Source organism: Chitinophaga jiangningensis (assembly GCF_900142605.1).
Classification (GTDB): Bacteria; Bacteroidota; Bacteroidia; order Chitinophagales; family Chitinophagaceae; genus Chitinophaga; species Chitinophaga jiangningensis.
On record NZ_FRBL01000004.1, the window covers coordinates 118739 to 140445 of the forward strand.

Sequence of the window (21707 nt, forward strand, 5' to 3'; positions counted from 1 at the left end):
ATAGGGATAAAAGGGAATACCCTATCCATTAAATAATAACCCTTTCAATCAACGATATCTCTATATTAACAGGCAAATTAAGCGACTCATACATTAAATAAATCTATCAAGTCAGGTAGTATATTAAATGGCGGGATTATGCAGACTGAACACACGATGGATTTACTAGACTTCCTAGCATCAAAATCTTAGTCCTAAGTGCGTCTGGCAATGTATGACTTCTCCTTTAATTAGACTGCTTCTAAACAACTCTATTTATAAATTCATAAAATTTGATGTATGACAAAAGAAAAAATATTATTATCAGCAGTCGGACTTATTGCAATTACCGTATCTGCAATCGCATCTAAAATCGTTTCAATAATATATGTACGAACAACAAATATTGATACAATATGCGAATTAACGATAATTAATGCCACTTTGATTTTTGAACCATATGCAACAACTACCGTTCAAACGTATGCTACCAATGAGAAAGGTGGTCCATGCACTATCTTAGAAACAGTTTATAGCGGATTCCTCTAATCCATAAGCCACGTAAACTTCTAACAGCCTACACAAAGTAAGAGATTACTAGATAATCATCTGCTTTTAAATTACGGCGAACTATCCTATTAAGATTTGCGGAGAATATTTTATATGCTTTAATGAAAAATTAAATTCCAACCATTTTTTAAAAGTTCGATCTCCAACACATTCTTATTGCCTTCCAGATCAAGTCTACTTATACATCTGTCGAAATTGAAAATCACCAAACGAAACTACACTGAATGCTTATTGCACCCTGACTTAGTACTTTGGTATTTTTGAAGAACAGAAAAATGAAATGGATTTCCTTTGCGACCGCATTGTTTATCATATTATATATTACACCTTTATTTGCACAGGTAAGGCCCACTTACGTTATTAAAGGACAAGTTAAAGACAGTATTACCAGAAAACCTATTGCTGAAGGATTAATAGTTATTTCTAATGCTAGATCTAGTAAAAACTTGAGCACAGATAAAAACGGTTCCTTTTCAGCAACCTCTCAACCAGGTAATATGACAATAGTGATTTCGCAATACGGCTACCATAACAAATACCTCCAAGTTTTGGTGCGAGACTCTATTACTGATTTAGGCATTATTCAATTGCGCAGCCTTTCTATTAACCTGAATGAATTTACAGTTAAAGGTCAACCAGTAATAGCGAAGGTAAGTAAGGACACGACCGAATTCAACAGCTCCTCATTTGAAGTAAATGAAAATGCCTTACTAGAAGAATTACTTAAAAATTTGCCTGGTTTGGAAATCTCTTCAGATGGTAGCATTTCATATAATGGAGAAAAAATAGAGAAAATTTTAATTGATGGGCAGGAATATTTTGGTAGCAATATTTTGATGGCCTTAAAAAATATCAGCGCAGACCTTATAGACAAACTTCAAATTATCACATCGGATAACCAGGGAATGGGCGTAGGAAATAATATTGAAAAAGTCAAAGTATTGAACCTAACGATAAAGGAATCTCAAAGAGACAAGTTTTCGGGCAATATTCAACTGGGTTATGGCTCATCCGACAAGTACATTGGAAGCTTAACGCTAAATAGATTCAGTTCTCAAAAACAACTTTCTATTATTGCCAATATGGACAATATCAATGGTATCCAGGACGGAAAACCAAAGATTTCCAGTGGTTTTAATAAGAGTAGTGAAATCGGCTTAAACTACAATTATATTATCAACCCCAAAAACAATTTGTCTACCAATGTTCTTTACTCTGGATTGTCAGGTTATAATACCAGCGCAACCAGGCGAGAATTTATTAATACCACTCCGAGTGGGCTAAGCCTTCAAAACAACGAAACTAATGCTAACACTAAAAGTATAAATATTGATATAAAACACCAATTAAAGATGGATAGCTTAAACCAGGTAACGCAACGGATCTCATTTAAGAATACAAATAGAACTACCACAAATAGTAGCAATTATTCTAACCAGTTTCCAAGCAGTAGCATTGACATTACCGGTAGAGCTTATAATAAATCCTTATCCAACAATACCTCTATATCATATTCCAATGAATTTATCCATAGAATTAATAATTCAAAAGGTGCATTTTCTCAAACGATTAATGCAGGAATAAATAACAGTCGTGACAAAATGGATTATCTGTCCGATTATAAGCAAAAATATGATGATTCTACCGTTTCAACACTGCTGGATAATTACAATCCAATAAGCGGGCGTACCACAAATATATCCGGAATAACAGGTTTAGCATACCTGTTTAATTCAACATTAAGCTTATTCGGGTTAAATAGCATCTCATATATTAGTTCCATCGACAAAAATCAGGTGTACGCAAGAGATCCAGTTACACAGGGAAAAATGTCACTGATAGACTCCTTAAATAACGATTGGAATTATAAGCTTATTCAAAATTCCCTAACAATGGGTCTTAATGTAAGAAGTAAAAAATTTGACGGTTCTATTTATGCTAACTGGCAAATCAGACAGCAGGAGGTCCTTCCTACCAATAGCTCTGTTGCAGAAATAAACTGGAACTATATTTACCCGCGAATTGACCTTACTTATCGTTTCAAGCCGTCTTCCACGCTGGCTTACTCCCTGTATTATGATGCGGCAGCTATATCACCGGCTCTGCTTATCACGACCAGGAACTTTCAAAACCCATTGATTGTTCAATCCGGCAATTCTGCATTAAAGAATCCAATAAAACGGAATATGACAGTTAGATTCTCCAATCTAAACCCAAAAACACTTTCAAATTTCAGCAGTACGGTGATGTTTTCCAACACCAACCAAAAAATCGTCCAAAACACTTTCTTCGACTCCCTCGGCCGCCAAATCCTCACCCCTATCAACCTGGACCACTCCCGCATGCTCTCCTGGGGCACCACCTACTCCAAACCCTTCTTCAAACGCCGCCTCGCCATCAACCTGAGCAACAACGTCCTCTACGCCAACGACCCCGTTTCCGTCAGCGGCATCCTAGGCACCAGCGAATCGCTGAGCATTACCCCGAGGGTATCCATTAACTATACCAAAAAAGAACTTATCGACATCCAGAGCAGCTTCAGTGCCAACCGCACCTACAGCACCTACAACCTCGGTACCGTCACCAAAAACGAAGTCACCTCCTTCAACATGAACCTCGAGGTTACCGGCTACCTCCCGCTCGGCTTCATCGCCGGCGTTAAGTACAATAAAGTAGTCACCTCCGGACTCTCTGCCGGCTTCAACCGCTCCGTGGACTTACTCAACGTATTCCTCAGCAAGCGCCTCCTCAAAAATAAGATGGAAATCAAAGCCCAGGGCTTCGATATCCTGAACAACAACAACAGCTTCAGTCGCACCTTTACCCCTACTTACTTCGAAGACACCCAAAGCACCGTGCTGCAGCGCTTCTTCATGGGCTCCATTGTATACTACATCAAGTAGTCACTGATGCAGTAATGCACCCGGAAAACCTACATTCAACCTATGAAAAAAGCAAAAATTCTCCTGTCGGTAATAGGGCTGGTAGCGGCTATATCCGCGGCGTTGGCTGCGAGGGTAAGTCCCAGCTGCAAACTGTATGTAGTAGATCCTAAAGATGGTTTATGCACGTTAGAAACGAGCGGCTCGCTGCTGAATAATGGCGGAACTATCATCACAGTAACCAGGGCAAGAGATACTTACACCGCGGAGTGTGAAGTACAAACGATCTACTCCTGCCACTAATACCTATGCCAACATGAATTCCCTCCTCCTATTGCTTGGGTTATCCCTCCAGGGGACAGCTCCGGATACCACCTGGCTACCCACACTCCGGCACGATACCCTCCTGGCCCGTGCAACGCCTACGGATAAAGAAATAATCGTGGCCACCAACTGGCAAAACAAGCGCATCATCTCCGCAGTGAAGCACTACGCTTATTACATGGAAACCAGCCCGCAAAAAAGCGCCACGCCTAACCCCATCATCTGGACGGAACAACCCGCCACCAGCACCCGGCCCAAAACCGCCCTGATCGACCTTAAAACCGGCCGCACCATCCCCATGGGCGATACCCGCTCCCTGCTCATCCGCACCTATGGCGATACGGTATTGATGCTAACGCAAACAGATAAACGGGTATTGGAATTTACGCAGTTGAGCACCGGCGACAAATATCAGATTGCCGATGATAAGGTCGTTACCGGTGCCATGTCCAACGGACTTTCCCCGAACGGACAACTGATCGTGTACTACGACAATGCCGCCTACCACTGCTATCACATCTCCCTAAAACAAACCAAACCTATTTCACCCGATATTAAAACAGACCTCCACTACCTGTACCGCAACGACTTATTCGCCTCCCCGCGGGGCATTGCCGGCTGGAACAAAGCAGGCACTAAAGTATACATCTATGATGCCTTCGACCTCTGGGAAGTAGACCCACTAGGCACTACTCCCGCTCAAAACCTGACCAGAGGCTTCGGCGCCAGACACCACATCCTGCTCACCGTCCAGGAATTCAATAACCAGCCTAAAAACAAACCGATTGAATTCCCGTTGATACTGAACGCATTCAACATCGACACCAAGGAAAACGGCTGGTATAAACTCACCAGAGGCAAAGCACCTGAACTACTCACCATGGGCAATTACCAGTACGACATCATGAACAACCCCTACGTGCCCGACCAGAGCAACTTCCCGCCCATTAAAAGAAACGATTCCATTATCGTAAGGCGGCAAAGCGCCACCGAAGCCCCTAACCTGTTTTATACAAAAGATTTCAAACACTTTACCCAGCTCACGTTTAATCAGCCGGATCATAAATACACCGCGCAACTCACGACGTACAACACCCTGGATAGCCAGCAACGACAGGCCATCCTTTACAAACCCGCCAACTTCGACTCCACCAAAAAATACCCGGTAATCGTGCACCTCTACGAACGTAAGTCCGATGCACTTAACAGCTACCTCAAAACCGAACCCCTCACCAGCGGCTGCAACATCAACATCCCTACCTATACGCAAAACGGCTACCTCGTATTTACGCCAGATATCTATTACACCCCCGGTGATCCCATGCAAAGCGCGTACGACGCCGTGCTGGGTGCAGCGGAATACCTGGAAAAACTCCATTTCGTAGATCCGAAAAGGATAGGGCTACAGGGCTGCTCCTGGGGCGCCATACAAATTAACTACCTGGTTACCCATAGCAATAAGTTTGCGGCAGCCGTTTCTGCCAGCGGTATTGCCGACTGGATGACGGCCTACAACTCCCTGGTCAATAACGGTCGCCCTAATGCAGAGAACTTCGAAAACGGCCAATTCCGTATGAAAGCCACCCCCTGGGATATACCGGAACAATACCTGAAAAACTCTCCCATTTACGCGGCAGATAAAATGAACACCCCACTGTTATTAATGCATACCACCAATGATGGTGCCTGCCCTTTCTCTAACATCCTCTCCTTTTTCCTGGCCCTCCGCCGACTCCATAAACCCGCATGGCTGCTGCAATACAGCGATGGCAACCACGGCGTAACCGGCGCTTCTGCAATGGATTTCAGTGAACGAATGCAGGCGTTTTTTGACCACTACCTCAAAAATGCAACTGCAACTGGCTGGCTTTCGGATTAACAACTGAATAACTTTTGCCTTACAAATTATATCAAACGGTTTCCCGACATTTGATCCATCCAAAACAAAAATCCTTGTTGCGGATACATTTACTCAATTGCTTCTTTGCAACCAGGTGAATGTTTTAGATAGATACTGCCAATCCCTCATTGACAGCAAAACCAAAACCTATTTTAAAACCAAACTTGTAACCCCCAATCAAATGAAACAATTTGATGAGCTAAGGCTCAAGGAAGGAGTCACCATTGGACTCACTTTATTGTTTAGCATCGCCGGCACCGCTTACACCTTTCAGATTTTTCCATTCTGGATTGCATGCTCCTTTTCCGTAGGAATCGGACTACTGGCAACGTCCATTATCGGCCTCACCTTTTCCCGGTACTCGGCGGAAAAGCAAAAAGCCTACGAGAAAATGGCCGATGACACCATCGCCGCATTCAAAAATACATTTGAATCCGAACTGGACGACGGCCCGCCGGAAGTAGGCGTGTTCTATGTAGACAAAGACCTCAACTTCTGCTACATGAACCGCGAAATGCGCCGCATATGTGGCTATAAGTACAGAGAAATTGAAGGCAGGAAATGGACATTCATGTGCTCACGCGCACTCTCCACCTGGCTCAATAACATAGTTACCAAATGGATGGATGATATCATGCCCATCGCCCGACCGTATATCACCATCAGGACCAAGACTGGTGCGTACGTAAAGCTGTTGGCCTTCATCTCCCTGATGGAACAACCGGACAATAACACAAAGTTTCAAGTAATTGTAAACATTGTGCCAATGGACGATGATGACGAATAGTCACTTATTTCTTTTCATGTGCCCTGCGTAAGCAGGGCTTTTTATCCTATAGCCCCCCAAAACACTACATGCCATGAAGGACATGACATTACATTTTCTTCCCAGTCTGAATGACTTCAACCTGCTTTTCGAACAAATAAGACAAACACACCTGCAACACCTGGAACGCTGCAATAAATGGCACAAGGAAATTCTGCAGGAATGCAAAACCCTTATGGCCCAAATGCAGGCAGGTATCGACGCTACACCGGAAAGCAGCAAATACTATCAGGCTATGCTTGAAAACCTATCACACACCATGGAATTTTACGACGCTATCAACGGCTTCAGAGAAGCCTTCCACATGTTCGTGGAAGAAACCAACGAACAACTCGCCTGCTTCAGCACGCACTGGAACGGACACCTGGAACGCCTCGCCATCGCATACGTGGCCAACTACCTTAAAAAGGTATACGAAGTGCATACCTCCTACTATAAATTTAAACGCACCTGGGGCACCGGTACCAACGCCTTCGTAGAAGCAGACATGATCGCCATCAATAGCACCCACCTGTTCATCGCCGAAGCCAAAAAAGAACTGAAAGCCGAAAACTTCTATAAAACACTCTATAACAGAGACCGTATCAGAGAAAGAATGCCGGAATACGCACACCTCCACTTCCAGCCACTGTTCATCTGCGAAACCGTAGATCCAAACGTAGCCCGCAAAGCAAACGACAGCGGCCTGTGGATACTCCGCTACCGCGGATTTGATGCAAATAACCCGGTCAACACCTTTGAATGGCTCGGCACGCAAGGCCCCGCTAAATTGTAAGCCAGCCATCAATTATTTTACAGCTTACCACACTCCTTTTTTATCTTCCCGGAAACATTCTGTTATTTCCGGCATGAGATACTTTACCCTCCTCGCACTACTCTGCTGCTGCCTCACAACAGCCGCACAAACATGCACCCTCCTCCGATGCGATTACCTCACCAATCCCATCGGTATCGATAACCCACACCCCCGCCTGTCCTGGCAATACAACGGCACTACCGCCAACGCACATATTGAGTTGTACCACCATCACCAACTCCTCTGGGATACCACCACGCAAAACAATACCATCTCCTATACAGGCCCCGCCCTCCAACCTTTCACCGCCTACCAGTGGAAAGTAAACGGTAGCACCGCCTCCTTCGAAACCGGCATGATGCACCAACACAACTGGCAGGGTACCTGGATATCAGATCACCACCCCATCTCCCATAAACCTGCACCCCTCTTCAGAAAAACATTCATTACCTCCAAAACCATCGCCTCCGCCAGGGCCTATATCGCCGCCGGCGGCCTCTATGAACTGCATATCAACGGCCATAAAATCGGCAACCACCTGCTCGACCCAATGTACACCCGGTTCGATCGCCGCACCCTCTACGTTACCTACGACGTTACCAACAACTTACAGTCCGGCGCCAACACCATCGGCGTCGTCCTCGGCAACGGCTGGTATAACCACCAGTCCACCGCGGTATGGTTCTTCGATAAAGCCCCCTGGCGCAACCGACCCACCTTCTGCCTCGACCTCCGCATCACCTACACCGATGGTACCACCGCTACCATCAGCACCGGGAAGGACTGGAAAACATCCACCGGCGAAATCGTATTCAACAGCATCTATACCGGCGAACATCATGATCTGCGACGCCAACAAACTAACTGGGACCTCCCTGCTTTTAACGACAGCAGCTGGCAACCCGTCACCCTACGCGCAGCACCTTCCACCAACATCACAGCGCAGGCCATGGTGCCCATCACCGCTGATACCATCCTCCCCGCCGCCAGCATGCGCCAGTTCAGTGATACCAACTACCTGTTCGACATTGGCCGCAACATTGCAGGTGTAAGCCGCATTACGCTCAACGGCCCCGCCGGCACCATCGTACAACTCAAACATGCGGAACAACTTTATCCCAACGGCCACGCGGATATCTCCAATATCGATGTCCACTATCGCCCCACCGATAACACAGATCCTTTCCAGACAGACATTTATATCCTCGATGGCAAAGGCCCGCATACCTTTACCCCCGCCTTTAACTACAAAGGCTTCCAGTACATAGAAGTTACCAGCTCCCGGCCCATCACCCTCACAAAAGAAAGCCTGCAGGGAGTGGAAATGCACAGCAACGTAAGGCCAATCGGGAACTTCCGGTCGTCCAACACGCTGCTGAATAAAATATGGGCCGCCACCAACAGCTCTTACCTTGCTAACCTATACGGCTATCCCACGGATTGCCCGCAGCGCGAAAAAAACGGCTGGACAGGCGATGCTCACATCGCATCTGAAACAGGACTCTATAACTTTGATGCCATCACCGTATATGAAAAATGGATGAACGACCACCTGGATGAACAACAGCCCAACGGTGTATTTCCTTCCATCATTCCCACCGGCGGCTGGGGCTATGAATGGGGCAACGGGCCGGACTGGACCAGCACCATCGCCATTATCCCATGGAACCTCTATTTGTTTTATGGAGATACTACGGCATTGTCGCGCTGCTATCCCGCCATGAAACGGTATGTAGACCAGATCACCGCACGCAGCCCGGAAGGACTCTGCTCCTGGGGCCTGGGCGACTGGGTACCGGTGAAATCCGTAACGCCGGTAACATTCACTTCTACGGCTTATTACTTTACGGATGTAACCATCCTGGCAAAAGCTGCCAAACTATTGGGTTATGGAGAAGATCACCGCCACTATACTGCGCTGGCCAGTTTTATCAAAACAGCTTTCAATAAAAAATACCTCGACCCACAGTCAGGCATATACGATAAAGGATTGCAAACAGAGCAGTCTGTAGCCCTGCACTGGAACCTGGTGCCCGACTCCCTCCGCAGCAAAGCTGCTGCCGCACTCGCCGCCCGCGTTAAAGCGGACAGCCTCCAACTGGACGTAGGCCTGCTCGGTACCAAAACCATCCTCAACGCACTGAGCGATAACGGATATATCGACCTCGCCTATCAACTGGCCGCAGCAGAAAAAGAACCCTCCTGGGGATGGTGGATTAAAAATGGCGCAACCACCCTGTACGAAAACTGGCCCATCCATGCAAAATCTGACCTCTCGCGCAACCATATTATGTTTGGAGAAATTGGAGCCTGGCTGTATAAAGCGCTGGCAGGCATCAGACCGGACGAGCAGGCGCCGGGATTCAAACACATTATCATCTCCCCAAAATTCCCTGCCGGATTAAACAATGTGAACTGCTCGCATACCTCCATGTACGGGAATATTGAAGTAAACTGGAAAAGAAACAAACAGGATATTTTACTGACGGTGGAGCTGCCGGCAAATACTACGGCAACGGTTATACTAACCAGGGAAATTCAGCTGAACAAACCAGGGAAACATTTGATTCGCATTACTAAAGGAAACGTAGAACTTTTGTAGCGGAGTATGCTTCGCCCGCGGCGAAGCATACTCCGCTTACTGGAGAGGGCCGCAAGCGGTTAACCAATCTCGAATTGCAATCGCAATTTCTCCTCCTCCACATCCAGCAGCTCATAAAACTTGCGGATCACCTCACTATCGGTGGCTAAATCCTTATTCAATTCCTTCAACACCTGTCGCTGGTGCTCTATCAGTTGCAGGGAGATATTCAGGTATTGTTCCCGATCCCTCACGGAATCCGGTTCCCGGTTGGTTAACAGGTGTAATTCCTTCAACTCCTCCCGCAGCTTATTCACCACATTATTGTTTTGAATCGCTTCGCTGTGGTAGCTATCCAGGAACTGCAAGCTGTGATGCAACAGATGCTTGCGCACATTGGCTTCCTGCTGCTTAATCGGCAGCGCATGATCTTCATCTTCTGGATTAGTGAGGCGGATGATCCAGGGTAGCGTTAGTCCCTGTACCACCAGCGTAAGGAGTATAACCGTAAACGTTATGAAGAGAATCAGGTTGCGCTGTGGAAACCGCAGCCCATTGTCCATCATCACGGGAATAGACAAGGCTGCCGCCAGTGACACTACACCACGCATACCCGCCCAGCCAATTACGATAGGCCCCCGCCAACCCGGTCGGGCACTCGCCGTGGTGATGTATTTACTGGCAAATACCGTAAACGCAGAAGCGCCCAGGGTACACAGGAGTCGCCCCACAATCAGCACCACTGTAATCACCACACCATATTTAATCGCCTCTCCCACGCTGTGTGTGCCCAGCTCATTGATAATCACCGGCAGTTCCAGCCCAATCAGCATAAATACCAGTCCGTTTAAAATAAACACCAGCGTGGCCCACACGTCCGTAGCGGCAATGCGGCTCCTGTTGGATAAAAATAAATGACTCCGCGAGGAGAGAAACAGTCCGCCCGTTACCACCGCCAGTACGCCCGAACCATGGAACTGCTCCGCCATGATATACATCACATAAGGCGCCGTAAGGGTAAGCACAATATCTATCTGGGTGGTGGTTGGCAGCCAGCGGTGTACCACATAATAGATAAGACCTATCAACAGGCCCATGGCCACACCCACCACTATCACCAGTACAAAGCTACCGGCAGCTTTGTAAAATACAAACTGACCGGTAGTAACGGCCAGCATGGCGAAACGCATGATGATCAGGGAGCTGGCATCGTTGAGCAAACTTTCTCCTTCCAGGATGGAACTCAGCGCCTTCGGGACTTTTACGTTTTTGAGAATGCTGGTTGCCGACACCGCATCCGGCGGCGAAACAATGCCACCAAGCAAAAAGCCCAGCGCCAGTGTGAAGCCGGGAATAAGCGCATGGGATACCACCGCCACCATACTGGCGGTTACTATGACAATCAGAAAAGCGAAGCTGAATATAATCCGTCGCCATCGCCAGAAATCTTTCCAGGAAGTATACCAGGCCGCTTCATATAGCAACGGCGGCAAAAATATCAGGAGGATCAACTCAGGGTTGATCTGTATGGAAGGCATGGCGCGCATGGTGCTGAGTACAAGGCCACCGATGCAGAGCACTATAGGATAAGCTATTTTCAGCCTTCCTGCCAGCATTATCAACAGGAGTATGACAAATACCAGCAGGATGTGCTGAATAAAGGATGTTAACATTAGTGGAGTGTTTGTAGGCTTATTGGAGCGCAGCGCTGCCGATGATGGTCCAGTCCTGGTCACCATGGCCTTTTGCGATCCACTGGTCCATCACCTTTGCGATGGCCGGAATAATATTCAGCGGAACGCCAGCCTGCGCCGCTTCCTGCATAAACAGACCGGTATCTTTACGGGCCATGTTCAGCTCCCAGGAAGGCTTGCTGTAGTCGCCGCCGGTCATACGCTGAATGCGTGTAGGCAGGGTGTTAGCCGGGTTCCATACTTTAAACAGATCCGCTACCGCATCAACCGGCACTTCCAGCGCTTTTGCCAGCGCAAAGGTATCTGCCAGGCCGGCGGTGAAGGTAACGAGGAAGAGGTTGCCGATTAGCTTGAGCCCTGCAGCGCGCCCCGTTTCATCCCCCAGGTTTAATAACTTGCCCGTCATAGGGGCCAGCAGCGGTTCCATTTTGGCGATGAGCGACTGATCCCCTGAAACCAACATAAAGCCGCTTCCTTCCAGCGCATTGGCCGGGCCCATAAATACCGGTGCATGCAGGTAAGTAAATCCTTTTGCCTGCCAGGCTGCGGTACGTGCGATGGCGCCTTCACGACTGGTAGTGGTATGATCCACAATGATGGCGCCGGGTTGTAATCCTGGCAGGGCGTTGGCGAGTACTTCATCCACTGCGGCATCGTCTTTCACAACAATGTGTACACGGTCCGCACCGCGTACGGCATCTGCCACCTGTTCAAAGGCCACCGCACCATCCGCTTCCAGGGCTTTTGCTTTGGAGGCAGTACGGTTCCATACCTGCACGGTTTCTCCTTTTCTACGTAAGGCTTTCACGAAATTGGAACCCAAAAGGCCCATTCCTAAAAATGCTATCATAAATCTGTGTTTATTATTTCATTACCGTTTAAAGATAGCAAAAAACCGGACGAGGGAATTCTGCCAGTAATAGCTAAAATCTTCCTGATGGTCTATTTGTACCTGCAATACTCCGTTACAGTTGGTATGTTGGCGTTATCAATAGCTGTAAAACACCAATTTTATGAGTAAGCGAATGATCTTACCCCTGCTGCTGATCCTGGGATGCCTGCATTCCTACGGCCAGGGGCTACATTTCGGCGCCAAGGCCGGCGTAAACCTCTTTAAAGTTACCGGCGAAGGCATCAAGCCAGGTTACAAACCGGGCATCCAACTGGGATTGCTCAGCTCCTGGGACTTCAACAACAAAATCGGCGTACAGGCCGAACTGCAGTACTCGCAGTCCAACGCTACCCGCGACGCTAACTTCTCCGCAAAGTATATCAATACTAACAACCCCGATGGCAGCGCAAAGGTTCAACTGGGCTATGTTACCATCCCCCTGCTGTTAAAGTATAACCTTAACCGTTACTTTACGCTGAACGCGGGCCCTGAATACAGTATTCTTTTTTATAGCAATGAAGACCTGCTCCTGTACAACCGCGATGCGTTTAAACGCAGTAATTTCGGGTTGTCCGCCGGCTTAACCGTGAACGTGCAGCCGGTACATTTCTACGGCAGATTTGTACAGGGGCTTTCTAACATTAATGGAATTGATGACCGTTATGACTGGAAGTCGCAGCAGATACAGGTAGGGATTGGGGTAGATATTAAATAACGGCTTATGCAGCGCGCACCAGTGCCCGGGCCATGGCGCGCGCTGTATGTATATGATCAGATCACTTTCACTTGTATGCCAGGCTGCAACTCGTACCCTTTGGCTTTGTACACAAACAGTTGTACCATCGTAAATTTTCCTGCCTTCTTACTTTTCTTTAACTGCCTGGCCACTTCCTCCGGAAATCCGTCGAGGTCGGCGGTATCGTAGTTCCCCTTTGTAGTAACGATGATGTCCCTGAAATACTTTTTATCGCTCACGGGAGCGCTGTAAGTGCTGGTCCATTTGCTCAGGTCCCCTTCTTCCGGATCGCCACCGGTTTTTTCCGTGGCATATGCTTCCATAATTTGCTGATAGGTACCATTGATACCGGCAATCATATAGAGCGTGCTGTAGAAAGGTCCGCCTCCGGGGCCGTTGCTGTGTTTAATCACAAAGGCATATTGGTCCTGGCCTATCAGCAGTGGCTTAGGTGTAGGTGCCTGACTGAAAGCGCCGTAGGCCTTTATCGCCGGGGCATACATCCGTAGTTTCCAACCTTCTGCTGTTTTTACAAATTTCGCCAGCCCCAGCAGGCCGCCGGTAAAGCGGGAAGTTTGGAAGCCATCTTCTTCAAATTCAGAGTGGTTAAAGCTGATCACCTTGTACTGCATACCGGTGGAATCGCTGAAGTCCATCGTGTTGATCAGGCGGGTGGCTACCCCGTTCTTATAGGGAAACGGCAATACCTCGTCTGCATTGGCATCAGGATATTTTACGGCCTTGCAGGTGGGGCAGGTCCAGTTTACCATTTCATTTTTGTAGGTAGTGGAGAGATTGTAATGTCGCCCGGGGAATAGCGCCTCCAGGGCTTTTTCTCCATTAAATGGGTCGGGGAGAATTAATTCCCGCGTGGGCAGCAGTACAGAATCACCCAGCGTTTTTTTCTTCAACACCACATCAGACTGGGCATAGCTGCCGGCGGCCGCAAAGATGCCGGCAAGGAAAGGTAAGAGGAACCTCATGTAAAATAAATATTATGGAATCTACTAGCAATTGTGGGTGCAAATGTGGGGATTTTTTTGATATGGGGAGATTAAAAATTGCTGAAAATTTGGGGACGCAAAAAGCAGGAAAAAACGCAGATAACAGGGTGACGCACAAAATCATCGCCTGTTATCTGCGCTATAAATTTGGTGCTATTTAAAAAAACAGTTGGGACAATGCATTGGTGGCATCATTGGTTTTAGGCTTCAGCCCCAGGAACTTGGTATACTGGGCAGCGGATAATATCCCTTTCAGTTTGGAAAAGAGTCCGCCCTGCAGCCCGTTGAATTTGGAAGTATAGTCGGCGGGGTTAGTTTGCTGCAGCGGCATGATTCCGGCTTTCTTTTGCAGAAACCCGGTAATCAGGTTTTGTACCTGTGGCTGCTGGGCATTGCTGAGTCCGAGGGAGGGGGTCAGCATTCCCATAATACTGCTGGTCAGGTTGCCGGTATTACCGGTTTGAGTGGTACCGGCCGCTTTCTTTGCCTGATCCAGCACGCCCTGCGCACTGGCGGTAGTTACCGTTGCCAGGCCTATGATAACTGCAAGAAAAAGAGTCTTTTTCATGGTGTGAGCTGTTTTTTGATAAATAATAATCATGGGGTACTAACAAAAAACAGCCGGAATGGTTGCCCCACTGCCGTGATTTTACGGTCATAAAACAGGTGTTTTCACCCTCCCTGTAATATGTGCGGATTATTACATTTGTATAACGCTAATGACTCTACGAACTCGGACTTCCTGTGACGACTCTATTTACGCTCAAGACGATAAATTTCCCGTCCTGTTTATCTCTACAATCAGGACACAGTTTAGGAACATTATGAAATTTCATCCATGTTCCCCCAAAATCACTTCAGTATCATCACCGGCAGCTTTGCTGCCTTATAAATTCCTTCAGAAATACTCTTATGTGTGAGTGAGTACAAAAAGCTGTGCTTACCCGGCAACGCTACGATCAGGCTTACCTGTTGATGGTCCGCATAGTCCAGGATGGCGCTGATGATGTTGGCGTTGTTACTGTATTCAATTTCATAGTTGTACTGTTGCAGGTACGACTTCACGGTTTCCACGGCGGTGCGGAACTCCGGGGAGGGCTGCAGGTAGTGCTGTTGTGGGTCTACATTGAGCACAATCAGTTCGTCGGGCACCCAGAGGGGCGACTGCTGGAAGGCCTGCATTTTGTCCAGCGTTTTGAATGCTTTGAAGTCCACCGGTATGAGGGCTTTAGTAACGGGCTGATAAGCCATGCCAGCAGGCACCACCAGCAATCTAACGGGGCTGGTCCTGGCGATTGCGATCAGTGATGCGCTGATGGGGTCATCACTATTTTTATTTTGCAATAGTATCAGCTGGGGATTGTCTTCCTTAACGGACCACATGATAGCACGGAGTAACGGCTGTTCGCTCCACGCCATCTTTACTTCTATGCTTTCTCCCAGCGTTTTTTGCAGGGCCTGCGCGAGATCATTCAGTTTCCACATTACATCTTCCCGCCAGTCAGAAATATTATCCGGGTTTACGGCCACATAATCGGCCGACATTGCCATGGTACTGAAAACGTTTTCGTACAGGGACTGCAACAGTACTACCCGTTCATATTTGTACTGCGTAACCCAGGCCGCTGCGAAGTTGATCAGCGCCAGGTCAGTGGTATTGGCATCTACGGGTATCAGTAATGTTTTCATTGTTATTATTGCTTCAGATTTTCGTTCATTTTTCGTGCTACAGAAAGGGCGTTCAGGATATCGTCGGTCAGCAGCTCCCGGGTAGCTTTTTCGTAGATTTCCGTTACCCAGGGCGTGAGCTCTTCCATCAGTAGCTTTCCCTTCTCTGTAATATAAATCAGTTTATTTCTTCTGTCGCGCTGGTCCTCCGTGCGTTCTGCCAGCCCTTTCTTCACCAGGTTATCGATGAGGTAGGTCATGCTGGATTTATCCTTTACGATAATATCTGCGATCTCCTGCTGGTTTAATCCACTCCTTTTGTAAATGAGTCCCAGGATCTCCACCAGTTCCATGCTGATGTCCCAATTATTCTCCTTAATCTTTACGTGCACGTACTGCCTGAGTGAATTGCGCATTTCCGCCATTTCACGCCACAGTTCACGGGCCAGCTCTGTTAAGTTTTTTGTAGGTTCCATATCAACAAATATATCGTATTCGGCCAGACGCCGGAAAAATTAGTGGGCAGCATCCGCCATATTCACTTTACTTTTCGACGACTTCACAAATATTAGTACAAAAGGTACGCAAATGAGGAACAGGACACCTACCCACAGGAACACGTCCATATAGGAGAGGATGGTGGCTTGTTTCATGACGCCTGCATCCACCAGGGCGTAGGCTTTTTGTTGTGCGGCGCCCACATCCAGGCCTTGGGCCCGCATACCGGCGGCCGTTTGTGCAATGCGGTTTACCACATCCGGGTTATTGACGTCCAGGTGTTCTACCAGCGTAGCACGGTGGTAGTCTGTTTGCCGGGTTACAAAGGTAGATATCAGGGCTACCCCGAACGCCCCTCCGAGCTGGCGCATCATTCCCGAGAAAGCAGCACCCTGGCCAATTTCCTTGCCTTTGAGCGTGGAAAGCGACATCGTGCTAACCGGTACGGATAATAAGCCCAGGCCAAAACCGCGGATGATCAGCACCCAGAAAAAATCTCCTGCGCTGGTATCGGGTCCGATGATTTTGTAGGAGAGCAAACTGAAGATGAAAAACACCGTCATCCCAACGGCAATGAGGTATTTCTGCGGTACTCCTTTCTGGATCAGTATGGCTACCACCGGCATCATAACGGCCACGAATATGGTACTGGGCAGTTGCAGCATACCTGATTGCTGGGCCGTCCACCCCAGCAGCGACTGCGTATAGAGCGGTATCACAAAGGTGGACCCGAACAAGCCGAAGCCCATAATAAAGGATAACAGCACGCCTATACGTAGATTACCGTTGCGCAATACCCGCAGTTCTACAATCGGATGTTCGTATACCCATTGGCGCCAGATAAAAAAGAAGAGGCCAAATACTGCCACCACCGAAAGTACCACAATGAGGCTGCTGCTAAACCAGTCTTCCTCCTGCCCTTTTTCCAGTACAAACTGCAGGGAGCCGATGCCGACGGTCAGCAGGAAAATCCCTAACCAGTCAACCTCACTTACGCTGCGTTTCTTTTCGTATTGCGGACTCCTTACGTACTGTAAGGTGAGTAATGCTGCCACGATACCAACCGGAATATTGATGTAAAAAATATAAGGCCAGGCGTAGTTATCGATAATGTATCCGCCAAGGGGTGGCCCCAGGGTGGGACCTACAATGACGCCTAAGGTATAGATTGCCTGGGCGGTGGCACGTTTTTCTGTAGGCCAGCTTTCTGTGATAATCGTTTGTGAGGTTACCAGCAGCGCGCCACCGCCGAGGCCCTGTACGAAACGGAAAAATACCAGCTCCCAGATGTTGGTGGCGTTACCACAGAGGAACGAACAAACAGTAAAAATGATAACGGAAACGGCAAAATAGTTGCGCCGGCCAAACTGCTGGGAGAGCCAGCTCGTCATCGGTACAATGATTACGTTGGCGAGGGAGTAAGCGGTAATGACCCAACTTACTTCGTTGAGAGTAGCCCCGAGGCTACCACGCATGTCGGGCAGGGCAACGTTAACAATGGTGGTGTCAATTATTTCTAATAAGGCACATACTACGGCGGTGATGGTGATGATGACCCTTCTGCTGCCGTATTCTACCAGCGAAGGAAGCGGCTGTTCCATGGTGTTGTTTGAATTAGCGGAACAAAGTTAAGATTAAAACTGTTTGAATTCAAACTATTATTTTAAGAATTGGGTTTTTAATTGATTGTTAATGGTTTATGTGTTTTGTTTTTTTAAGGGAATGACACCTTCGGTGTCATTTAGGGGAGGCCGGGCTGCGCCCGGCGCCTGCGTTTGTTGCAAGTTGGAATGACACCTTCGGTGTCATCCGGGAAGGACGGGCTGCGCCCGGCACCCGCTTAATTATTGTAGTTACACATGTGGGTGAGGAGGGGCACCGCCCCTCCTCACCCGAATTGATCTGATGGCGAAGCCATCAGATCAATTCGGGCAAAAAACTAACGATTCACCGGCTTGCCCCTCAACACATCCCACACCACCTCCCCCGGCAACACCCTAAACACCGGTATCGTTACCCCATACTTCTCACACGCCCCCAATATCGCCCGGTCAATTTGCTCCGGCTCATACCGCGACGAAAAATGCCCCAGCACCAGCTGACCAATTTCCAGCGTGCTTACCATCTCCATCACCTCCTCTAACCTGCTGTGCTTATTTTTATGACTCACCACTTTCACGGCATCGCTTTCCAGAAAGGTGGCTTCATGTATAAGTATGCCGGTATTATTCCACCGTTGCAGGTCTACCACGGGTGTATCGCCGGAATAACCAATAAGCGTGTTCCGCACTTCCCTGGTGGTATGTTCTTTACCCTGCTCCAGGATAATGCGGCGAATTTCTGCGGAAGGCAAGCCCGCCAGTTCGGGTTTCACTTTTTGTTTTACTTCTACGAGTTTGTAGCTGAGGCTACGGATAACATGCTCCTCCACCTCCACATGCTCGTTGCGTACAGGCGTCACTATCAGGTGATCGTTGATCCGGATTTCATCGCCAGGACTTACAGGAATCCACCGGGCGCCGGCAGTGTAGTGGTCGAAGCGCTTCAGGAATTCTTCCAGCGCAGGAAAGGAGCGACTATCGCGCGGATAGTAAAATACCGGCCAGCCATCGCGGGCATTCAACTGATTGAATTGCATAATACCGGTGAGATGGTCACGGTCGGCATGGGAAATAAATACGTGATTGATTTTTCTGCTCTTTTGCAATAGTGTGGCCGTAAGCCCGTCGCCGGCATCAAACAGGATTCCGGCTTCTTCTATAAAGTACCAGGTAGCAAACAAAGCCGTGCTGTATCCAGAGATCGTCCAATTCATGCGGGGTAGTTGATTAGCCCACAAAGCTAAGAAAGACCGGCATTTTTTATGCATTTGCAACCCTGCCGGCGGTTGCAAATGCAAGGCGCTCGTGTAACTTATACTAACTTCAATGGTTCTTTGCGGCCGCTTTTCACCGCTGCATAAATTGCGTCGATGATCTTCAGGTCCTTCACGCCTTCTTCCCCGTTTACAGGTATCAGTGGCTGTTTACCACGCAGGATGATATCTGCCATCTCTTCCATTTGTATAGTTTGATGCGTCACATGCGGTGCCGTGAGTTCTCCTTTGTTGGTACGACCTCTAATAGGGCCGTAGCCGGTACTAGGCTGCAGTTCTGCAAAGCCCTTTTCACCGTTGAGGTAGAAGCGGTCGAGGTAATTCATGTTGTAGGTAGACAGGCAGGAGGCCACGGCGCCACTGGGGAAGCCAAACTGGAACTGGATGGTTTCATCTACGCCGGGCTTGAACTTCACCGGATCGGTTTTCACTTCCTGGGCAGTAACCCAGATGGGCTCTTCCCCAACCATATAGCGGGCGCCGTTAATGGCGTATATACCGATGTCCATCATGGAGCCACCGCCGGCAAGTTCTTTATTGAGTCGCCACTGCGTGGGGTCGCCTATACGAAATCCGCATTGCCCCTGGAAAAACATTATTTTTCCAAACTCACCGCTGTTGCGCATCCCGATTACTTCCAGCGTTTTAGGCTCAAAGTGCATCCGGTAGCCTACCAGCAGGTGCACGCCAGCTTTCTTACAGGCATCCACCATTTCCTGGCCTTCCTTAGCGTTGATGGCCATTGGCTTTTCACAGATCACATGTTTACCGGCAGCGGCTACACGCAATACCTGGCTATGATGCAGCGCATTCGGCGTGGTGATGTATACTACGTCGATATCCGGGTTATTTTTTATCTGGTCGAAAGTCTGGTAGTTATAGCAATTTTTTTCCGGGATGCCGAAGCGCTGTTGCCAGTCGGTAAGCTTGGCGGGAGTACCACTAATGGCCCCGGTAAGCTTAGCTTTTTTACAGGATTTCATGGCATCGGCTACCCGGTTGGCATAGCCGCCAAGGCCCATCAGGGCAACACGTAACACCGGCTCATCCGAAGCTGGCGGCGCTGCCAGCGACTGAAAGCGAAGTAGTGGTATACTGGCAGCCGTGAGCGCTACTTTCTGAATAAAACTGCGTCTTGAGTTCATAATGTGGAATGGATAGTTACAGCATTAATAATACAAAAAAAACAGCTGATTTAAAATGGATGAGGTGCGCATGCTTGTTTTGCGTGCGGCAATCTTTTACTTTTATTGGTATGAAGAAACTGATCCTGCATAGTATAATATTTGCGGCCTTCACAGCACAGGCCCAGCAGAAGGTACCTAAGCCATACTTCCCTCCTGCCGGCACCTGGGAACACCGCGCTCCGGCCTCCCTGGGTATTCAGGCGGATAAACTGGATGCCGCCATTCAATATGCCATCGCACATGAATCGAAGCAAAGCAGAAACATGGACTCCGCACAGTGGCAGTCGTTCGGCAAGGAACCCTACAGCGAGCCTGTGGGCGCGCTGATCAACCGGGCCGACCCTTCCGGGCTGATCATCTACAAGGGATACATTGTGGCGGAGTGGGGACAGCCATCCAGGATCGACATCACCAACAGCGTAACCAAAAGTTTTTTATCTGCGGTGGTTGGTGTGGCGGTGGACAGCGGCCTGATTCGTAGTGTATCAGATACCGTAGCCGGGTATGTACCTCCGGTGGAAATCTATCATCCGGGGCAGGCCTCCGAGGTGATTACGCCTTTTGCCTCTGCGCACAACCGCAAACTTACCTGGGAGGTGATGCTCCGGCAAACGAGCGACTGGGAAGGCACGCTATGGGGAAAGCCTGACTGGGCGGACCGGCCCGACAGCAACTTTGCATCCTGGAAAAACAGGCCGCGGCACGAGCCCGGCACCGTATGGAAATACAATGACGTGCGGGTAAATGCATTGGCACTGGCTGCTACCAATGTATGGCGCAAGCCTTTACCGCAGGTACTGAAAACAACCATCATGGATCCGATTGGCGCTTCCTCCACCTGGAGGTGGATGGGCTACGATAACGCATGGATCGTGCTGGACGGACAACCCGTTCAATCCGTAAGCGGCGGTGGCCACTGGGGCGGCGGGATGTATATCAATGCATACGACATGGCACGTTTTGGATTGCTCACCCTGCACAGGGGCGTATGGAACGGCCGCCGGCTACTCTCTGACGCCTGGGTAAGCCAGTCGCTCACCCCTACCAAAGCCAATAACGGCTACGGCTATATGAACTGGTTTTTAAATACAGATCATAAACTGGCACCCAAAGCGCCGGCATCCGCGTTTATACATATCGGTAACGGCGCCAACATTATCTATGTAGACCCGGAACACCAGTTGGTAGCCGTTATCAGATGGATTGACAGCAAGGCTATTGGCGAGATGGTGGGTGTGTTGCTCGATGCTTTTCCGAAGTAAAATGATGGAAGTTGATGCGAAACAATTACTTCG

The 21707-nt window shown here is 48.5% G+C and carries 19 protein-coding genes and 1 pseudogene; 11 read left to right on the top strand and 9 right to left on the bottom strand.

Going from position 1 to position 21707, the window contains the following annotated elements; translation table 11 throughout:
* The first annotated feature begins 279 nt into the window (after positions 1–279).
* The 8 genes and pseudogenes from BUB18_RS29355 to BUB18_RS10745 all read left to right on the top strand — a co-directional run bounded on the left by BUB18_RS29355 (position 280) and on the right by BUB18_RS10745 (position 9879).
* The gene (locus BUB18_RS29355) at positions 280–528 is read left to right on the top strand and encodes a hypothetical protein (RefSeq protein ID WP_143159903.1); all 249 of its coding nucleotides are present in this window, start codon (positions 280–282) and stop codon (positions 526–528) included.
* A 296-nt stretch (positions 529–824) separates the two neighbouring features.
* Positions 825–1163 (top strand): annotated as a pseudogene (locus BUB18_RS30185) (carboxypeptidase-like regulatory domain-containing protein); the annotation flags it as partial.
* A 1278-nt stretch (positions 1164–2441) separates the two neighbouring features.
* The gene (locus BUB18_RS29970; RefSeq protein ID WP_245805650.1) at positions 2442–3452 is read left to right on the top strand and encodes an outer membrane beta-barrel protein; all 1011 of its coding nucleotides are present in this window, start codon (positions 2442–2444) and stop codon (positions 3450–3452) included.
* A 42-nt stretch (positions 3453–3494) separates the two neighbouring features.
* Positions 3495–3734, top strand: coding sequence for a hypothetical protein (locus BUB18_RS10725; RefSeq protein WP_073080639.1), 240 nt, complete (start codon positions 3495–3497; stop codon positions 3732–3734).
* Positions 3703–5634 (top strand): alpha/beta hydrolase family protein, encoded by a 1932-nt coding sequence (locus tag BUB18_RS10730; RefSeq protein ID WP_143159905.1) that lies wholly within the window; start codon positions 3703–3705, stop codon positions 5632–5634. The genes BUB18_RS10725 and BUB18_RS10730 overlap by 32 nt, the downstream gene beginning before the upstream one ends.
* Positions 5635–5836: 202 nt before the next feature.
* On the top strand, positions 5837–6442 hold the full coding sequence (locus BUB18_RS10735) for a PAS domain S-box protein (protein WP_143159906.1): 606 nt from the start codon (positions 5837–5839) through the stop codon (positions 6440–6442).
* Positions 6443–6515: 73 nt separating this feature from the next.
* A complete protein-coding gene (locus tag BUB18_RS10740; RefSeq protein WP_073080644.1) occupies positions 6516–7256 on the top strand; it encodes a hypothetical protein in 741 nt (246 codons plus the stop codon).
* Between the two features lie 73 nt (positions 7257–7329).
* A complete protein-coding gene (locus tag BUB18_RS10745; RefSeq protein WP_073080646.1) occupies positions 7330–9879 on the top strand; it encodes an alpha-L-rhamnosidase in 2550 nt (849 codons plus the stop codon).
* 59 nt (positions 9880–9938) lie between these two features.
* Here the strand turns inward: BUB18_RS10745 and BUB18_RS10750 are convergent, their stop codons facing one another.
* Both BUB18_RS10750 and BUB18_RS10755 read right to left on the bottom strand, forming a co-directional pair.
* Positions 9939–11531, bottom strand: a complete 1593-nt coding sequence (locus BUB18_RS10750; RefSeq protein WP_073080647.1) for a Na+/H+ antiporter — start codon at positions 11529–11531, stop codon at positions 9939–9941.
* A gap of 19 nt (positions 11532–11550) precedes the next feature.
* Positions 11551–12402, bottom strand: a complete 852-nt coding sequence (locus tag BUB18_RS10755) for an NAD(P)-dependent oxidoreductase (protein ID WP_073080649.1) — start codon at positions 12400–12402, stop codon at positions 11551–11553.
* A 163-nt stretch (positions 12403–12565) separates the two neighbouring features.
* Here BUB18_RS10755 and BUB18_RS10760 point away from each other — a divergent pair, with 163 nt between their 5' ends.
* The gene (locus BUB18_RS10760) at positions 12566–13159 is read left to right on the top strand and encodes a porin family protein (protein WP_073080650.1); all 594 of its coding nucleotides are present in this window, start codon (positions 12566–12568) and stop codon (positions 13157–13159) included.
* 56 nt (positions 13160–13215) lie between these two features.
* Here BUB18_RS10760 and BUB18_RS10765 read toward each other — a convergent pair whose 3' ends face one another.
* Positions 13216–14163: a hypothetical protein gene (locus BUB18_RS10765; RefSeq protein ID WP_073080652.1), complete on the bottom strand. Its 948-nt coding sequence runs from the start codon at positions 14161–14163 to the stop codon at positions 13216–13218.
* A gap of 14 nt (positions 14164–14177) precedes the next feature.
* Between BUB18_RS10765 and BUB18_RS29640 the strand changes: the two genes are divergently transcribed.
* Positions 14178–14345, top strand: a complete 168-nt coding sequence (locus BUB18_RS29640; RefSeq protein ID WP_178372119.1) for a hypothetical protein — start codon at positions 14178–14180, stop codon at positions 14343–14345.
* Here BUB18_RS29640 and BUB18_RS10770 read toward each other — a convergent pair.
* The 6 genes from BUB18_RS10770 to BUB18_RS10795 all read right to left on the bottom strand — a co-directional run bounded on the left by BUB18_RS10770 (position 14342) and on the right by BUB18_RS10795 (position 20370).
* On the bottom strand, positions 14342–14752 hold the full coding sequence (locus tag BUB18_RS10770; protein ID WP_073080654.1) for a hypothetical protein: 411 nt from the start codon (positions 14750–14752) through the stop codon (positions 14342–14344). The two genes, BUB18_RS29640 and BUB18_RS10770, sit on opposite strands and share 4 nt — an antisense overlap.
* A gap of 284 nt (positions 14753–15036) precedes the next feature.
* Positions 15037–15873: a hypothetical protein gene (locus BUB18_RS10775; RefSeq protein WP_073080655.1), complete on the bottom strand. Its 837-nt coding sequence runs from the start codon at positions 15871–15873 to the stop codon at positions 15037–15039.
* A gap of 5 nt (positions 15874–15878) precedes the next feature.
* Positions 15879–16328, bottom strand: coding sequence for a MarR family winged helix-turn-helix transcriptional regulator (locus tag BUB18_RS10780; protein WP_073080656.1), 450 nt, complete (start codon positions 16326–16328; stop codon positions 15879–15881).
* 39 nt (positions 16329–16367) lie between these two features.
* On the bottom strand, positions 16368–17951 hold the full coding sequence (locus BUB18_RS10785; RefSeq protein ID WP_073080658.1) for a DHA2 family efflux MFS transporter permease subunit: 1584 nt from the start codon (positions 17949–17951) through the stop codon (positions 16368–16370).
* 338 nt (positions 17952–18289) lie between these two features.
* Entirely contained in the window at positions 18290–19165 is an 876-nt protein-coding gene (locus BUB18_RS10790) for an MBL fold metallo-hydrolase (RefSeq protein ID WP_073080660.1), read from the bottom strand.
* 98 nt (positions 19166–19263) lie between these two features.
* The gene (locus tag BUB18_RS10795) at positions 19264–20370 is read right to left on the bottom strand and encodes a Gfo/Idh/MocA family protein (RefSeq protein ID WP_073080661.1); all 1107 of its coding nucleotides are present in this window, start codon (positions 20368–20370) and stop codon (positions 19264–19266) included.
* Positions 20371–20480: 110 nt separating this feature from the next.
* Here BUB18_RS10795 and BUB18_RS10800 point away from each other — a divergent pair, with 110 nt between their 5' ends.
* Entirely contained in the window at positions 20481–21674 is a 1194-nt protein-coding gene (locus BUB18_RS10800; RefSeq protein WP_073081316.1) for a serine hydrolase domain-containing protein, read from the top strand.
* Positions 21675–21707: the final 33 nt, after the last annotated feature.

What these genes read in the sequence shown, in the direction of transcription:
- BUB18_RS10755 (WP_073080649.1), bottom strand. Translation starts at nt 12,402, where the DNA reads ATGATAGCATTTTTAGGAATGGGCCTTTTGGGTTCCAATTTCGTGAAA.
- BUB18_RS10765 (WP_073080652.1), bottom strand. Translation starts at nt 14,163, where the DNA reads ATGAGGTTCCTCTTACCTTTCCTTGCCGGCATCTTTGCGGCCGCCGGC.
- BUB18_RS10750 (WP_073080647.1), bottom strand. Translation starts at nt 11,531, where the DNA reads ATGTTAACATCCTTTATTCAGCACATCCTGCTGGTATTTGTCATACTC.
- BUB18_RS10785 (WP_073080658.1), bottom strand. Translation starts at nt 17,951, where the DNA reads ATGGAACAGCCGCTTCCTTCGCTGGTAGAATACGGCAGCAGAAGGGTC.
- BUB18_RS10775 (WP_073080655.1), bottom strand. Translation starts at nt 15,873, where the DNA reads ATGAAAACATTACTGATACCCGTAGATGCCAATACCACTGACCTGGCG.
- BUB18_RS10790 (WP_073080660.1), bottom strand. Translation starts at nt 19,165, where the DNA reads ATGAATTGGACGATCTCTGGATACAGCACGGCTTTGTTTGCTACCTGG.
- BUB18_RS10780 (WP_073080656.1), bottom strand. Translation starts at nt 16,328, where the DNA reads ATGGAACCTACAAAAAACTTAACAGAGCTGGCCCGTGAACTGTGGCGT.
- BUB18_RS29355 (WP_143159903.1), top strand. Translation starts at nt 280, where the DNA reads ATGACAAAAGAAAAAATATTATTATCAGCAGTCGGACTTATTGCAATT.
- BUB18_RS10770 (WP_073080654.1), bottom strand. Translation starts at nt 14,752, where the DNA reads ATGAAAAAGACTCTTTTTCTTGCAGTTATCATAGGCCTGGCAACGGTA.
- BUB18_RS10760 (WP_073080650.1), top strand. Translation starts at nt 12,566, where the DNA reads ATGAGTAAGCGAATGATCTTACCCCTGCTGCTGATCCTGGGATGCCTG.
- BUB18_RS29640 (WP_178372119.1), top strand. Translation starts at nt 14,178, where the DNA reads ATGGAATCTACTAGCAATTGTGGGTGCAAATGTGGGGATTTTTTTGAT.
- BUB18_RS29970 (WP_245805650.1), top strand. Translation starts at nt 2,442, where the DNA reads ATGGGTCTTAATGTAAGAAGTAAAAAATTTGACGGTTCTATTTATGCT.
- BUB18_RS10745 (WP_073080646.1), top strand. Translation starts at nt 7,330, where the DNA reads ATGAGATACTTTACCCTCCTCGCACTACTCTGCTGCTGCCTCACAACA.
- BUB18_RS10740 (WP_073080644.1), top strand. Translation starts at nt 6,516, where the DNA reads ATGAAGGACATGACATTACATTTTCTTCCCAGTCTGAATGACTTCAAC.
- BUB18_RS10735 (WP_143159906.1), top strand. Translation starts at nt 5,837, where the DNA reads ATGAAACAATTTGATGAGCTAAGGCTCAAGGAAGGAGTCACCATTGGA.
- BUB18_RS10800 (WP_073081316.1), top strand. Translation starts at nt 20,481, where the DNA reads ATGAAGAAACTGATCCTGCATAGTATAATATTTGCGGCCTTCACAGCA.
- BUB18_RS10725 (WP_073080639.1), top strand. Translation starts at nt 3,495, where the DNA reads ATGAAAAAAGCAAAAATTCTCCTGTCGGTAATAGGGCTGGTAGCGGCT.
- BUB18_RS10795 (WP_073080661.1), bottom strand. Translation starts at nt 20,370, where the DNA reads ATGAACTCAAGACGCAGTTTTATTCAGAAAGTAGCGCTCACGGCTGCC.